This is a genomic window from Stenotrophomonas sp. NRRL B-14846, from assembly GCF_050473585.1.
GTDB lineage: Bacteria > Pseudomonadota > Gammaproteobacteria > Xanthomonadales > Xanthomonadaceae > Stenotrophomonas.
This window is the reverse complement of record NZ_JBFLUN010000022.1, coordinates 2,811,014-2,826,726: the sequence shown is the minus strand read 5'-3', so window position 1 is coordinate 2,826,726 and position 15,713 is coordinate 2,811,014. Positions and strand designations below refer to the sequence as shown.

10 protein-coding genes are annotated in these 15,713 nt (G+C 67.3%); 4 read left to right on the top strand and 6 right to left on the bottom strand.

Going from position 1 to position 15,713, the window contains the following annotated elements; genetic code table 11:
- The first annotated feature begins 71 nt into the window (after positions 1-71).
- Entirely contained in the window at positions 72-1,676 is a 1,605-nt protein-coding gene (locus tag AB1281_RS15270) for a hypothetical protein (protein WP_075676438.1), read from the top strand.
- 79 nt (positions 1,677-1,755) lie between these two features.
- Here the strand turns inward: AB1281_RS15270 and AB1281_RS15265 are convergent, their stop codons facing one another.
- Positions 1,756-2,466 carry a glutathione S-transferase gene (locus tag AB1281_RS15265; RefSeq protein ID WP_101765969.1) on the bottom strand — a complete coding sequence of 237 codons (711 nt, stop codon included), beginning with the start codon at positions 2,464-2,466 and terminating at the stop codon, positions 1,756-1,758.
- A 170-nt stretch (positions 2,467-2,636) separates the two neighbouring features.
- Between AB1281_RS15265 and AB1281_RS15260 the strand changes: the two genes are divergently transcribed.
- On the top strand, positions 2,637-3,458 hold the full coding sequence (locus AB1281_RS15260) for a DUF3014 domain-containing protein (RefSeq protein ID WP_430346301.1): 822 nt from the start codon (positions 2,637-2,639) through the stop codon (positions 3,456-3,458).
- 181 nt (positions 3,459-3,639) lie between these two features.
- A complete protein-coding gene (gene clpB, locus AB1281_RS15255; protein WP_430346300.1) occupies positions 3,640-6,225 on the top strand; it encodes an ATP-dependent chaperone ClpB in 2,586 nt (861 codons plus the stop codon).
- 72 nt (positions 6,226-6,297) lie between these two features.
- On the opposite strand, the gene AB1281_RS15250 is transcribed toward clpB, so the two are convergent.
- The 3 genes from AB1281_RS15250 to AB1281_RS15240 form a co-directional block, all read right to left on the bottom strand.
- The gene (locus AB1281_RS15250; protein ID WP_164116304.1) at positions 6,298-7,098 is read right to left on the bottom strand and encodes a MipA/OmpV family protein; all 801 of its coding nucleotides are present in this window, start codon (positions 7,096-7,098) and stop codon (positions 6,298-6,300) included.
- A 140-nt stretch (positions 7,099-7,238) separates the two neighbouring features.
- On the bottom strand, positions 7,239-8,528 hold the full coding sequence (locus AB1281_RS15245; RefSeq protein WP_430346299.1) for an ATP-binding protein: 1,290 nt from the start codon (positions 8,526-8,528) through the stop codon (positions 7,239-7,241).
- Positions 8,525-9,262 (bottom strand): response regulator transcription factor, encoded by a 738-nt coding sequence (locus AB1281_RS15240; RefSeq protein ID WP_075676450.1) that lies wholly within the window; start codon positions 9,260-9,262, stop codon positions 8,525-8,527. Before AB1281_RS15240 ends, AB1281_RS15245 begins: the two co-directional genes overlap by 4 nt.
- A 180-nt stretch (positions 9,263-9,442) precedes the next feature.
- On the opposite strand from AB1281_RS15240, the gene AB1281_RS15235 reads away from it, so the two are divergent.
- Positions 9,443-10,729 (top strand): O-acetylhomoserine aminocarboxypropyltransferase/cysteine synthase family protein, encoded by a 1,287-nt coding sequence (locus AB1281_RS15235; protein WP_430346298.1) that lies wholly within the window; start codon positions 9,443-9,445, stop codon positions 10,727-10,729.
- A 474-nt stretch (positions 10,730-11,203) separates the two neighbouring features.
- Here the strand turns inward: AB1281_RS15235 and ybaL are convergent, their stop codons facing one another.
- The gene (gene ybaL, locus AB1281_RS15230) at positions 11,204-12,901 is read right to left on the bottom strand and encodes a YbaL family putative K(+) efflux transporter (protein WP_049443065.1); all 1,698 of its coding nucleotides are present in this window, start codon (positions 12,899-12,901) and stop codon (positions 11,204-11,206) included.
- A 152-nt stretch (positions 12,902-13,053) separates the two neighbouring features.
- Entirely contained in the window at positions 13,054-15,441 is a 2,388-nt protein-coding gene (locus AB1281_RS15225; RefSeq protein WP_075676454.1) for a TonB-dependent receptor plug domain-containing protein, read from the bottom strand.
- Positions 15,442-15,713: the final 272 nt, after the last annotated feature.

Here is a 15,713-nt window from a genome sequence, read left to right as displayed (position 1 = left end):
TCCACGACGGAATTGGCGCGCTGGCCCCGCTGGGCCTACCATCGGCGGTCCCCACCCCCACCGCCCCTTCCATGTCCGCTCCCGCTTCCGCCGCACCGCGTCGCTGGTTCGTCGCCGGTGACTTCAACGGCTTCTTCGGCCTGGTCGTCGACAACCTCTCCATCCTCGGCTTCATCGCCATGGCCCTGGTCGGGATCTTCCAGTTCCCCGCCGACGTGGTGTTCGGCCGCATGTTCCCCGGCACCGCCTTCGGCGTGCTGGTCGGCAACCTGCTGTACACCCTGATGGCGCGCCGGCTGGCCGCGCGTACCGGCCGCGACGATGTCACCGCCATGCCGCTGGGCCTGGATGCACCCACCAGCATCGGCATGGCCCTGCTGGTGCTCGGCCCGGCCTTCATCGCCTTCAAGCAGCAGGGCATGGATCCGCATGCCGCGGGCATCGCTACCTGGCAGCTGGGCATGGCCGCGCTGGTGATCATGGGCGTGCTCAAGTTCGTGCTGTCGTTCTTCGGCGAAGCGGTTACCCGCGCACTGCCGCGTGCCGCACTGCTGGGTTCCATCGCCGGCATCGCGCTGGTGCTGATGGGCTTGCTGCCGCTGCTGGAAACGCTGCGCTCGCCGCTGGTCGGCTTCACCACGCTGGGCCTGCTGCTGTACGTGCTGATCGCCAAGGGCAAGCTGCCGGTGCGTGGCCCGGGCGTGCTGCTGGCCTTCGTGTTCGGCACCGTGCTGTATTACGGCCTCGGCCTGGCTGGCTTGGGCGCGCCGGGCTTCCATGTGCCGGCGTGGGTACCGCCGCAGGTGGTGCTGCCGCTGCCGACGCTGGGCTTCCTCGACGGCCTGCCCACCGCGATGACCTACCTGCCGCTGCTGCTGCCATTCGGCCTGCTGATGGTGGTCGGTGGCATCAACGTGTCCGAAAGCGCGCGCGCGGCCGGCGATGACTACCGCACCCGCGACATCCTGCTGGTGGAAGCGGTGGCCACGCTGGTGGCCGGTGTCTGCGGCGGCGTGGCGCAGACCACACCGTACATCGGCCAGCCGGCGTACAAGCACATGGGCGCCCGCAGCGGCTACACGCTGCTGACCGGCCTGTTCGTCGGCATCGGCGGCATGCTCGGCATCATCTCCGGGCTGGTGCAGTGGCTGCCGTTGGCGGTGCTGGCACCGATCATCGTGTACGTGGCCATCGACATCACCACCCAGGCCTTCCAGGCCACGCCGCGCCACCACACCGGCGCGATGGTGTTCGGTTTCCTGCCGTCGGTGGCCTACCTGCTGGCGATCAAGGCGCCGGGCTGGATCGCGCCGGACCAGCTGCCGCAACTGCTGACCAAACTGGATGGCCACGGATTGCCTGAGCTGGCGGTGATCTTCACCCTCGGCAACGGCTTCATCATCACCTCGATGCTGTGGATTTCGGCGGTAGCCGCGATGGTCGATGGCCGCCTGCGCCGTGCCTGCGGTTTCCTGCTGGTGGCCGCGGGTCTGACCCTGTTCGGCCTGATCCATTCGGTGGATCCGCGTGGTGGCATCTACCTGCCGTGGGATCTGGACGGGCTGGCGCGCATCATCAGCTGGCAGTTCGCCGGCGCCTACGTGGCACTGGCGCTGCTGCTGGGCCTGCTGTCACTGCAGAAGCAGGCGGTGAAACCGCTGGGTGAGAACAGCTGACCCCACGGTAGTGCCGGCCGCTGGCCGGCATGCTCATGGACCTCGGACGCATCGTGCGATTGCCGGCCAGCGGCCGGCACTACCGTTCCGCATCCAGCTCGGGGTAGTGGCGGAAGATGCCGTTGGTGTTGAACGGCAACCGCCGCGCCGAGGCCAGATAGGCGGCAATGTTGGGTCGTTTCGCCACCCGCTCCTGCAGCGCGCGCAGCCGGGGCAGGGTGGGGCCGAGCGCCTGCATGCGCCGCGGGAACATGTAGTCCAGCCCGCTCAGCAGCTGGAACAGCGACAGATCCACATACGAATGCTCGCGCAGTGCATGGCGGCCACCGTTGGCGGCCAGCACGTGTTCGAAGTAGCCCAGGAACTTCGGCAGTCGTTCGCTGCGCAGGGACGCGGCACGCGCTTTGGCTTCGGTCTTCTGTTCTTCGTAGTACTTCGATGCGGCGATCGGATGGTGGGTGTCGTGCACCTCGGCCACCAGGTCGGCGATGGTCAGCTGCAGTTGCAGCGCCTGCAGCCGGCGTGAGGCGGCCTGCGGCACCAGGTCCAGCGACGGGCCGAGGAAATCCAGGATGGCCGCGACCTGCGCGATGACCTGGCGGCCCGCTTTGAGGAACGGCGGTGCGAAGGGCTGCGGGCCCTCGCTGCTGCCATCCAGGAATGGCTGCATCACCGCATCGCCGTGCACCCGCGCCATGTCGATGTAGTCGGCGCCGGCATCTTCCAGCGCCAGGCGCACGAACTCGCCACGGCCCTGGATGCCGGTCCAGTAGTACAGCGCGTACTGCATGGGAGTGCCTCCACAGGACAGAACTCATAGCCTCGCGCGGGCAGTGCAAAGCAGGCGTGAGCGCGGTTCTGGTGCAGGCCTGAACCCGAACGGCAGCGGAACAGGCGGGGAACCGGCTGCAATCGATGGGGTCACACCTTTTCCATGCGTGTGAAACGAGGTGCTGCATCATGCAGAGTGGAAAGGCGGTTTGGCCCTGGGTGCTGGGCGTGGTGGTGATCGGTGGCGCGGGTGGTTGGTTGTTCCGCGATCAGCTGAAGAGCCTGGCAGACGGTGTTTCGGTGCCGGTGCAATCGACCCCCGCCAGTACCGGCGCACCGCCACAACCGACGGCAGCCGCAGAGCCCGCGTCGGCACCCCCATCGATCCGGCATCCGCTGGATACCGAGGCCGCCGCCGACCCGGCACTGCCGAAGCTGGCTGACAGCGATGCCGCTGCCTGGGGCGCGCTGAACCAGCTGTTCCAGGGCGAGGGTCCGCTGACCCTGCTGCTGCGCGATCATCTGATCCAGCGCCTGGTTACCCAGGTCGACAACCTGGACAAGCCCAGCGTGCCGCCGACCGCGCTGGCCGCGCGCCCGCTGCCGGGCAACCTGCAGGTCGAGCCGGGCGAAGGCGGTGAACGCATCGCCGCCAGCAATGCGGCGCGCTATGCGCCCTACGTGCAGGCGTTCACTGCGCTGGACCCGGTGGCAACGGCTACCGCTTACAAACGCTTCTATCCGCTGATCCAGCAGGCCTATGTCGACCTTGGGCGGCCCGAGGGCTATTTCAACGACCGCCTGGTCACGGTGATCGACCACCTGCTGGAGACCCCGGAACTGGCCCAGGCGCCGCTGGTGCAGCGCGATGAGCGCGGCCGCTATCGCTTCGTCGATCCCACCCTGCAGTCCCGCTCGATCGGGCAGAAGGCCCTGCTGCGCATGGACCCGGCGCAGGCGCGGGCGGTCAAGCAGCAGCTGCGGGCGATCCGCAGCGCGATCACCCGCTGAGTCCCTCCACTGCACGGAACTGATCGGGATCAACGCGCCGACCACACCCGTTCCGGCATGCTGGCCACAGGCTGACTGGCCTCGGGGTGCAGTCGCAGCCACCCTTGAAACGGGGTGGGGCAACCGCATCTTTCCAGCATCGCCGGCGCGGGCCGGCCCTGATGACCGATGAGGATTCGCAATGCGGATGGACAAGCTCACCTCGCGTTTCCAGCAGGCGCTGGCAGACGCACAGTCGCTGGCCGTGGGCCGCGACAACAGCATCATCGAACCGGTTCACCTGTTCAGCGCGTTGCTGGACCAGCAGGGCGGCAGCACGCGCCCGTTGCTGGCCCAGGCCGGGGTGAACGTGCCGGTGCTGCGCGAGCGCCTGACCGAGGCGCTGGACGCACTGCCCAAGGTGTCCGGGCAGGCCGGCAACGTTTCGATGGGCAATGACCTGGGGCGCCTGCTGAACCAGACCGACAAGCTGGCGCAGCAGAATGGCGATGCCTTTATCGCCAGCGAGTGGTTCGTGCTGGCGGCGCTGGACGACGGCGGCACGCTGGGCATGGCGCTGCGCGCCGCCGGTGCCGACAAGACCCGCCTGCAGGCCGCGATCGACAAGTTGCGTGGCGGCGAGAACGTGCAGTCGGAGAATGCCGAGGAACAGCGGCAGGCGCTGGAGAAGTACACCATCGACCTGACCGCGCGTGCCGAGAGCGGCAAGCTCGATCCGGTGATCGGCCGTGACGAGGAAATCCGCCGCACCATCCAGGTGCTGCAGCGCCGGACCAAGAACAACCCGGTGCTGATCGGCGAACCTGGCGTTGGCAAGACCGCGATCGTGGAAGGCCTGGCCCAGCGCATCATCAACGACGAAGTGCCCGAGGGCCTGCGCGGCAAGCGCGTGCTGTCGCTGGACATGGGCGCGCTGATCGCCGGCGCCAAGTTCCGTGGCGAATTCGAGGAACGCCTGAAGGGCGTGCTCAACGACCTCGCCAAGAGCGAAGGGCAGATCATCCTGTTCATCGATGAGCTGCACACCATGGTCGGCGCCGGCAAGGCCGACGGCGCGATGGATGCCGGCAACATGCTCAAGCCGGCGTTGGCACGTGGCGAGCTGCACTGCGTGGGCGCCACCACGCTGGATGAGTACCGCAAGTACATCGAAAAGGACGCTGCGCTGGAGCGCCGTTTCCAGAAGGTGTTCGTGGGTGAGCCGTCGGTGGAGGACACCATCGCCATCCTGCGCGGGCTGAAGGAAAAGTATGCGGTGCACCACGGGGTGGAGATCACCGACCCGGCCATCGTTGCCGCTGCGACGCTGTCCAACCGCTACATCACCGACCGCCAGCTGCCGGACAAGGCCATCGACCTGATGGACGAGGCGGCCTCGCGCCTGCGCATGGAGATCGACTCCAAGCCGGAAGAACTGGACCGCCTGGAACGCCGGGTGATCCAGCTGAAGATCCAGCGCGAGATGCTGAAGAAGGAAAAGGACGAAGCCTCGCGGCAGCGCTTGGCCGACCTGGAGAACGACATCGATGCGCTGGAGCGCGAGTTCTCCGACCTCAATGAAATCTGGAAGTCGGAGAAGGCCGCGCTGCAGGGTGCAACGAAGATCAAGGAGCAGGTCGAGCAGGCCAAGCTGGAGCTGGAATCGGCGCAGCGCCGCCAGGATTTCGCCAAGATGAGCGAGATCCAGTACGGCCTGCTGCCGCAGCTGGAAAAGCAGCTGGCCGCCGCCCAGGAAGCCGAGCACAAGGACTTCAAGCTGGTGCAGGACCGGGTCACCGACGAGGAAATCGCCGAGGTCGTGTCGCGCTGGACCGGCATCCCGGTCAACAAGATGCTCGAAGGCGAGCGCGACAAGCTGCTGCGCATGGAAGAGGTGCTGCACAACCGCGTGGTCGGCCAGGAGGAAGCGATCAGGGTTGTCTCCGATGCCGTGCGCCGTTCGCGCGCTGGCCTGTCCGATCCGAATCGCCCGGCCGGTTCGTTCCTGTTCCTCGGCCCGACCGGCGTCGGCAAGACCGAACTGTGCAAGTCGCTGGCCGAGTTCCTGTTCGACAGTGCCGACGCGATGATCCGCATCGACATGAGCGAGTTCATGGAGAAGCACAGCGTCGCCCGCCTGATCGGTGCCCCCCCGGGCTACGTCGGCTACGAGGAAGGCGGCTACCTGACCGAGGCCGTGCGTCGCCGTCCGTATTCGCTGATCCTGCTGGACGAAGTGGAGAAGGCGCATCCGGATGTGTTCAACATCCTGCTGCAGGTGCTGGACGACGGTCGCCTGACCGATGGCCAGGGCCGCACCGTGGACTTCCGCAACACCGTCATCGTGATGACCTCGAACCTGGGCTCGCACCAGATCCAGGACATGAGCGCCGACGACAGTCCGGAGGCCTACACGCAGATGAAGGCGGCGGTGATGGGCGTGGTGCAGGCGCACTTCCGCCCGGAGTTCATCAACCGCCTGGACGACATCGTGGTGTTCCACCCATTGGACAAGCAGCAGATCAAGCAGATCGCGCGCATCCAGATGCGTGGCCTGAAAAAGCGCCTGGCCGAGCGTGGCTTGAAGCTGATGGTGTCCGACGCAGCGTTCGACCTGCTCGGCAACGTCGGTTTCGATCCGGTGTATGGCGCGCGCCCGTTGAAGCGCGCGATCCAGGCGCAGCTGGAAAACCCGTTGGCGCAGAAGATCCTGTCCGGCGCCTTCGTCAACGGCGACACCATCGAAGTCGGCAACGACGGCGGCCATCTGGTGTTCGCCAAGGCGTGAGTCCATCGGGGCGCTGCCTGACCGCAGCGCCCCGTTTCCTGTGAGTAACGCCGGGCCCGGCCCGGCGCGCTCTCAGAAGCGGTGTGTGTACCCGCTCATCAGCCCGAACTGGTTGGGTTTCTGCACGATCGGGCTGTCGGCCGCATCGCCGAGCAGGCGCGTGCCTTCGGCCGAGATGTACCAGTTGCCGTTGCGGCCCGCGCGGTGGCTCCACTTCAGGCCGACACCGGCGCTGACCAGGCCGGCCTTCGGTTTGTGCTCGGCGAAGCCCGTGCGTTTGGCCTGTTCCGGGCTGACGCCGTACCAGGTCTGCATGTAGCCACGGTTGCCGTAGTCGGTGGACACGCTGCCGCTGACCACGCCTCCGGCCAGGTCGAACAGCGGCAGGGTCAGGTTCAGGTGGATCTGCTGGGTGGCCAGGCCGTTCTCGGCCTTGTCCTCGTCCTTGCGGGTGAACTGCCAGGAGCCGCTCAGCACGGCTTCGCCCAGCGTATAACCAGCCGAGACGCCGACCAGGGGACGGGTATCGATATCGCCCATGCCGCGCAGGAAGTCCGAACCGCCGAGCAGCGAGTCCTTGTCCTTGCGGATGCCGCTGGCGCCGACGTAGGCGCGCACGCGGGTGTGCTCGCCGAGGGCGGTGCCCCAGCCGATGCCACTGGTGCCCAGAAACCAGCCTCCCGGCGAGGTGACATCGAAAGACAGCGACGGCGTCGCACGATACTCCTCGCTGCCGCTGTAGCGCGGGGTCACGCCACCACCGGCGGCGAGCTCGAAGGTCCAGTGGTCATCCTTGGCGTGGGCGATCGGCGTGGCAAACAGCGGCAGCAGGGCCAGGCAGAGCAGGGTGGGGGAACGGCGAAGCTGGGACATGGAAACTCTCGGCAATGGGAGGAAAGCAGCGCGCGCATCCGGCGAGTGCTGCAGGGTCGCCAGCGTGGCGATACGCCGGCGACCGATCCGTCCGCAGTTGTGCGGGAGTTGTAATCAACTGTAATCGCGGCCCAGCGCGTTCAGCTGGCAGCCAGCGGCCAGTGCATTTCCAGGCGTGCGCCACCGAGGCTGGCGCGACTGATGCGCAGCTCGCCACCGTGGCGGGCCGCAATGCGGCCGACGATGGCCAGGCCCAGGCCGAAGCCGCCGGTATCACGGCTGCGGCTGTCATCCAGGCGGGTGAACGGGCGCATCACCTTTTCGTGGTCGGCCTCGGCGATGCCCGGGCCGTCATCATCCACGCGCAGGCAGGCGCGTCCGCCCACACCCACCAGCGACACTTCCACCTGCGAGCGCGCGTGGCGCAGCGCATTGCCGACCAGATTGCTCAGCGCCAGCTGCAGCAGGCGTGGCTCGGCATCCACCCGCGGCAGGGCGCTGGGCTGCACGCGCAGCACCAGGCCGGCACGTTCGGCATCGCGGCGGGCATCGGCCAGGCAGGCCTGCAGCCAGTCGTTGGCTTCAATCCGCTGCATCGGTTCGCCCTCACTCGGATGCTCCAGCCGTTCGTAGGCCAGCAGTTCGCTGACCAGCCGGTTGAGCTCGGCCAGGTCGCCGTGCAGGCCTTGTGCCAGCCGTACGCGGCGTTCGCGATCATCGCTGTCCTGCATCAGGTCCAGGCCGAAGGCCACGCGCGCGATGGGCGTGCGCAGTTCGTGCGAAATGGCGTGGGTGAGGTCGCGCTGGCGCTGCACCAGCTCGGCCACGCGTGCGGCCATGCGGTTGGAATGGTCGACGATGACGCGTATCTGCGAGCGTGGCGAAACCTGCGCGCGCGCCTGCAGATCGCCGGCACCGATGCGATCTGCGTGCCGGCGCAGGGCTTCCAGATCGCGCCAGAGCAGGCGTACCCAGGCATACAGGCTGGCGCCGACCAGCAGCAGGATGCTGAGGTAGGCCGCGATGGTCATGTACATCGTCATCTGCACCGCGCCGGGCAGGCGCAGGTGCAGCCAGCGGCCGCCGATGCCCTCGATGGGCAGCAGGACCTGCTGGTACTGATCGCGCACGATGAAGCCATCGGCCTGCACGGCCGCCTGTTCCTGCGGCGTGAGCGCGGGAGGATTGTCGAGCAGGGTCAGGGCGATGCCGTAGTGTGGTTGCAACTGCTGCAGGCGCTCACGCTGCTGGCCGGCGTCCAGGCCCGCAAGGTCCCTGCGCAGGGCGTACACCTGTCCGCGTACCTGCTCCACGAACACGCGATCCTGCACGGGCGTGTAGATGCCATCCAGGATGTGGTTGAGGAAGAACACCGAGGCCAGGAAGCAGGCGCCGGTGACGAACCACAGCCACAGGAACAGCCGCTTCATTCCGACCAGGCCGCAGGATTGAACTGGTAGCCGCGCCCCCACACGGTCTTGATCCGCCGTGGCTCGCGCGCATCATCGCCGAGCTTGCGGCGCAGCTTGCCGATGCAGACGTCAACGCTGCGGTCCAGGCCGTCGAAGCCGATGCCGCGCACCGCCTGCAGGATCTGGTCACGCGACAGGATCTGCCCCGGCTGGCTGGCCAGCAGCCACAGGATCTCGAACTCGGTGGTGCCCACATCCACCGCCGCGCCATGCAGGTGCACTTCACGCTGCATGCGATCGATCAGCAGTTGCCCGTGCATCAGCCGGCTGGGCGTGCCGGTGTTGCTGCTGCCGTGGCGGCGGCGCAGCAGGGCGCGCAGGCGGGCCAGCAGCAGGCGTGGTTCGATCGGCTTGTGCACATAGTCATCGGCACCCGATTCCAGGCCCAGCACCTGCTCGATGTCGTCCTCGCAGGCGGTCAGCATCAGGATCGGCACATCGGAGAAGCTGCGGATCTGCCGGCACACATCGATGCCCCCGAGGCCGGGCAGCATCAGGTCCAGCACCACCAGTTCCGGGGCATGCTGTCGGCAGGCCGCACCGGCAAGGTCACCACGGGGCACGTGCTGCACGGCGAAGCCATGTTCGTGCAGGTAGTCGCTCACCAGTTCGGCCAGGCGACGGTCGTCCTCCACCAGCAGGACCGACGTGGGCGAACTGCTGGCAGGGGGTGTCCAGGGGGATGGCTGCATGCGTGGGGCCTCCGTGCCCGGGCAGGAACGCCCGGCGGCGAAGCCTAGCAATGGCCCATGACGGCTGCCTGAATCGCGGCCAACCTGATAACCGCGGGTACGGACGTCATCGCCAGCGGCTTTCAGCGGCCGGCCCCGGCTGGCCTATGGTGGCGGTTTCCCCGGATGGAGCCTGGTGCAATGAGCGACCCGCAGTGGCAACTGGAAACCCTGGCCGTGCACGGCGGCTACCGTCCCGACCCGACCACCCGCGCGGTGGCGGTGCCGATCTATCAGACCGTGGCGTATGCGTTCGATGACACCCAGCACGGTGCCGACCTGTTCGACCTGAAGGTGCCCGGCAATATCTACACCCGCATCATGAACCCCACTACCGACGTGCTGGAGCAGCGCCTGGCCGCGCTGGAAGGCGGCATCGGTGCGCTGGCGCTGGCCTCGGGGCAGGCCGCGATCACCTATGCCATCCAGACCATTGCCGAGGCCGGCGACAACATCGTCGCCTCCAGTGCGCTGTATGGCGGCAGCCTCAACCTGCTGGCGCACACGCTGCCGCAGTACGGCATCCAGGCGCGCTTCGCCGACCCCGCCGATCCGTCTGCGTTCGCCGCGTTGATCGACGACCGCACCAAGGCGGTGTTCGTCGAATCCATCGGCAACCCGCGCGGCAACGTCACCGACATCGCCGCCATCGCCGAGGTCGCGCATGCCGCCGGCGTGCCGCTGATCGTCGACAACACGGTGGCCACGCCGTTCCTGCTGCGCCCGTTCGAGCACGGTGCCGACATCGTGGTGCATTCGCTGACCAAGTACCTCGGCGGCCACGGCACCAGCCTGGGCGGCGCCATCATCGATTCGGGCCGCTTCGACTGGGCCGCACAACCCGCGCGCTTCGCGCGGCTCAACCAGCCCGACCCGAGCTACCACGGCGTGGTCTATACCGAAGCGCTGGGACCGGCGGCCTACATCGGCCGCGCGCGTGTGGTGCCACTGCGCAATACCGGTGCGGCGCTGTCGCCGTTCAATGCCTTCCTGATCCTGCAGGGCATCGAGACCCTGGCCCTGCGCATGGAACGCATCAACGCCAACGCACTGGCCGTCGCGCAGTTCCTGAAGGCGCATGCCAAGGTGGCCTGGGTGCGCTACGCCGGACTGGCCGACGACCCGGAGCATGCCGCCGCGCAGCGCTACCTGGGCGGGCACGGCTCGGGCGTGTTGACCTTCGGCCTGCCCGGCGGGCGCGAGGCCGGCGCGCGCTTCCTCGATGCACTGAAGCTGTTCACCCGCCTGGTCAACCTGGGCGATGCGAAGTCACTGGCCACCCATCCGGCCTCGACCACCCACCGCCAGCTGGATGCAGCGGAGCTGGCAAAGGCCGGTGTCAGCGAGGACACCGTGCGGCTGTCGATCGGCATCGAACACATCGGCGACCTGCGCGCCGACCTGGAGCAGGCCCTGGCCGGCGCCTGATAGCCGCGCGCTTGGTGCATATCGCCACAGGCGATCACCACTGGCAGCGCGATGCGCTACGGTGCAATTGCCTCTCCAAGGCAGTGGCAACGTGGCGATCCAGATCCCCGGTCGATGCGGGTCGACCGGGGATTTTTCTGTTTCCCATGCACCGTTGGCCGGCATCCAACCCGGTAGATCCACGCCATGCGTGGATGTATCTCCATCGGAATCGAACATTCCGACATTTCATCGAACAGCATCCACGCATGGCGTGGATCTACTGCAGATCGCAGGAAACTGTCGAAGGCGGGGTGGGCCCGGTTGCAGGGGCGTGAGCGCCATGGATGGCGCGACCGAGCCTCCATGGACGGATTCACGGCGTCCCCTGCAACCGGACCCACCCCGTCATCCCACGGAATGCCCGCTTTTGCTTTTGTCGTTGACGTTGCTTCGGCAGGTAAAGGGCTGCAAGCCCTGCCGCACGCACACCCCTCACACCACCGGAATGCTGTGCTGCCCCAGATTCCGGTACGGCGGCGTGGACATGATCATCTCCGCCAGCGAATACGCCAGCTCGCGCTCGGCCATCACCGTGCCATCGGCGCCGTGCTCCAGCAGATGCTTCACTTCGGCATCGCTGTGCGCACGCGCCAGCAGGGTCAGCTCCGGGTTGATCGCACGCAGCTTGGCCAGCGCCTCGCCGGCTTCCAGCGGCTGCGGAATCGCCAGCACTGCGATCTTCGCGCGCTCGGGATGGGCCTCGGCCAGTACCCTGTCGGCGGCGGCGCTGCCACGGATCGCCGCAATGCCATTGGCATGCGCACGCTCCACATGGTCCTTGTTGTCATCGATCACCAGCACCGGCACGCCGCGATCGCGCAGCACCTGCGCCAGCTCGCTGCCGACCCGGCCGTAGCCGATCACGATGGCGTGCGCGTTCAGGTCACGCGACGGGCCGATGGCTTCTTCCGGCTCGGCCGGCTGCGGCTGCTGTTCCTGCTTGGCCTGCCAACGGTCGAGCAGGCCGAACACCAGCGGGTTGAGCATGATCGACACCAGCGCGCCGGCCAGCACCAGCGACTGGCCTTCCTTCGGCAGGATCTGCAGTGCCACGCCGAGGCCGGCGATGATGAAGGCGAATTCGCCGATCTGTGCCAGGCTGGCCGAGATGGTCAGCGCGGTGCTGGTCGGGTGGCCGAATGCACGCACGATGAAGAAGGCGGCGGCCGACTTGCCGAACATGATGATCAGCACGGTGGCCAGCACCTGCCACGGGTGCTGGATGAGGATGTTCGGGTCGAACAGCATGCCGACCGAGACGAAGAACAGCACCGCGAACGCATCGCGCAGCGGCAGCGAATCATGCGCGGCCTTGTGGCTCAGCTCCGATTCGTTGAGCAGCATGCCGGCGAAGAACGCGCCCAGCGCGAACGAGACGCCGAACAGCATCGCCGAGCCGAACGCCACGCCCAGCGCGATCGCCAGCACCGACAGGGTGAACAGTTCGCGCGAACCGGTACCGGCGATGCGTTCGAGGATCCACGGAATGACCCGGCGCCCGACCACCAGCATCACCGCCACGAACAGGCCCAGCTGCACGAAGGTCCAGCCGATGTCGGCCAGCACGCTGCCCAGCGAGTGCGATTCCTTGGCCGCGTCGGGCCCGAACACACCGGCCATCACCGGCATCATCACCAGCGCCAGCACACAGGCCAGGTCTTCCACGATCAGCCAGCCGACCGCGATCTTGCCGCGCATGGTCTCCAGCAGGCGGCGCTCCTCCATCGCCCGCAGCAGCACCACCGTACTGGCGGTGGCCAGCGAGAAGCCGAAGATGACGCCATGGATGGCCGGCCAGCCCATCAGCGAGGCCACGCCCCAGCCGAGCAGGGTGGCCACGGCGATCTGGCCGATGGCACCGGGGATGGCGATGGCCTTGACCGCCATCAGGTCCTTCAGCGAGAAGTGCAGGCCGACACCGAACATCAGCAGCATCACGCCCAGCTCGGCCAGCTGGTTGGCCAGCGCCTGGTCGGCAACGAAGCCGGGAGTGAACGGACCTACGCAGATGCCAGCAACCAGGTAACCGACCAGGGGAGACAAGCGGAGCTTGTTGGCCAGCGCGCCGAAGATGAAGGCGAGCCCGAGGCCAACGGCAACGATGTTGATCAGGTCGGTGTCATGGTGCATCGGCACTCGCAGGAAATCGGGGGTATCCCGATTTTCACCGATGAGGCCAGATACGGCAAACCCTAAATGCGAATGGGGTCAGATCCCTTTTCCCGAAGGAAACGGGATCTGACCCCACCAGGGGATTGCCGGCCAGCGGCCAGCACTACCGCTTACCAGGTGTACTTGATCCGCCCGTAGACATACGCGCCGTTGAAGCCGAACGGCGAGTAGTTGCTGTACGGCAGCATGCCGAAGGTGGAGTTCTGCAGGTCTTCGGTGCGGTCCGGGTACTCATTCAGCAGGTTGTCGGCACCGACGGTCAGCGTCCAGTTGCTGCTCGGCTTGTAGCTGGCCGAGGCATCCAGCACCCACTTGTCGCCGTAGGTCTGGTCGCGCAGCGCGGTGGCCGAGTTGCGCACGGTGAATTTGCCGTAGCGGGTGGCGGCCAGGCCCAGTTCCCAGTGGTCCGAACGCCAGGTGCCGCTCAGGATCGCCTTGTCGCGCGGGTAGCTGTCCTCGATGCGGCCGATCTCATCGCGGCCGATCAGCGACTGGTTCAGGCCCAGCGTGCCGAACACCGCCGGGGTGCCGCCGACGCGGCGCACTTCAGTGTCGTTGTAGCTGTACGCAGCGGTCAGTTCCAGGCTGCTGGCACTGAACGGCACCGTGTAGCTGGACACGAAGTCGACACCGCGGGTGCGCGTATCCAGGCCGTTGGTGAAGTACGAGAACGCGGTCACCTGCGGCAGGCCGAGCGTGGTCAGCAGCGCGCTGCTGGCGGCATTGGTGGTGATGCTCGACGACAGCGCGATGCGGTCGTCGATGTCGATCTGATACGCATCAACGGTGATGTACAGGCGGTCGACCGGCTGCAGCACCAGGCCCAGGCTGTAGGAGGTGGAGGTCTCGGCCTTCAGCGGCGAGGCGCCCAGTGCCTGTGCGGCCTGGCTGGTGGTCGGGAAGGTGCCGCGCTCGACGAACACGCCATTGGTGAACTGGCTGGTGACCGCCTGGTAGCCCTGCTGTGCCAGCGACGGTGCGCGGAAGCCGCTGGAGGCGGTGGCCCGCAGCGCGACCTTGTCGGTGAACGCATAGCGCGCCGACAGCTTGCCGGAGAAGCGGTCGCCGAAGTCCGAGTAGTCCTCGTAGCGGCCGGTGATGCCGGCCGAGAATTTCTCGGTCAGGTCGGCTTCCAGGCCGGCGTAGACCGCGTAGTTGTGGCGGTCGGCATGCACTTCATTGGTCGGGGTGAAGCCACCGAAGCCCTGCGCGCCACTGCCGGTGTACGAGTTCAGCTCGCCCGGCTTCTGGTCCCACTTCTCCTTGCGGTACTCACCGCCGAAGGACAGCGTGACCGGGTAGGCCAGGCCCCAGTCCAGCGACTTGGTCAGGTCGGCATTGAAGATGTCCTGCTGGTACTTCAGCGTACCGTCGTAGAACGAGCGCGGGCTGGTCGCCCCCAGGCTGTAGTTGATGCTGTTGCGGGTGTGGAAGTCGAGGGTGTTCTCGCCATGGTTCAGGCTCAGGTCCCAGGTCCAGCCGTTGTCGGTGCTGCCCTTGACCCCGGCCACCAGCGAGCGGTCCTTGGAGTACTGGTTGATCTCCGGCACGAAGCCGTCCGGATAGGTCTGCGCCAGCAGCGCGGTCTGCCCGTTGTGGTTGCGCGAGCGGTAGAACGCGAACGAGGTGATGTCGCGGTTGCTGAGCAGCGCACTGGCGTAGCCGGTCACGCGGTCGCTGAAGTCGAAGCTGGCATTGACCGAGGCGGCCGTGGCATCCACGCGCGGGTCGCCGACGATGAAGGTCTTCTGGCCGATGCTCGGGTAGTTGCCGGTGTTCGGGGTGGTGCCGCGGTACGGGCCCGCACGGTTGCTCTCGTCCTGCTGGCTGATCTGGCCGGCCACGTGCACGCGGCCACGGCCGTTGCCGAACTCGACGCCGGTATCGCCGGAAAGCTGGTACTTGTTGCCGTCACCGGCCGAGTACTGGCCGTAGTCCACCGCCAGGCTGCCGCCACTGCCGCTGCCCTTGAGCACGATGTTGATGACGCCGGCGATGGCGTCCGAACCGTACTGCGCCGACGCGCCGTCGCGCAGCACTTCCACGCGCTCGATGGCGGCGATCGGGATCGCGTTGATGTCCACCGCCGACGAGCCACGGCCGATGCTGCCGTTGACGTTGATCATCGCCGAGGTATGGCGGCGCTTGCCGTTGACCAGCACCAGCACCTGGTCCGGCGACAGGCCGCGCAGCTGCGCCGGGCGCACGCCGCTGGTGCCGTCGGTCAGGGCCGGGCGCGGGAAGTTCAGCGAGGGCAGCGCGCGCGACAGCGCGGTGGCCAGTTCGCTGGTGCCGGTGGACTGCAGGGCTTCGGGGGTGATGATGTCGATCGGCGACTGCGATTCGGCGACCGTGCGGTCGGCCACGCGGGTGCCGGTGACGATCACCGTGTCCAGGGTGTTGGCGGCGGTGCCGGTCTGCTGGGCAGCGGCGACGAACGGAGAGCCACCGAGTGCGACAGCGACGGCGGCGGCGATCAGGCTGGTCTTGCGGGTCATCGGGATGGGGCTCCGGTTGGCGGGGGCGGCACCGGAATCGACATCACGGGGGTGAGGCGGACGGCGGTTGTTGCGGTGCGCAAAGCAGGAATTAACGGGATATTCAGTGGCTGTCAAATGCCGGTCATCGGGAAAAACGTTGCAGCAGCAACCATTTAGCCCGGATCGGCACTTGCGGGGAGGGGGCCCGGGAGGCGCGCGGCGAGGACGTGGGAGAGAGGAACGCCGGCCGCCGCGCATCCCGGGGCGCGTCAAGTATTCGTTAACGCTAG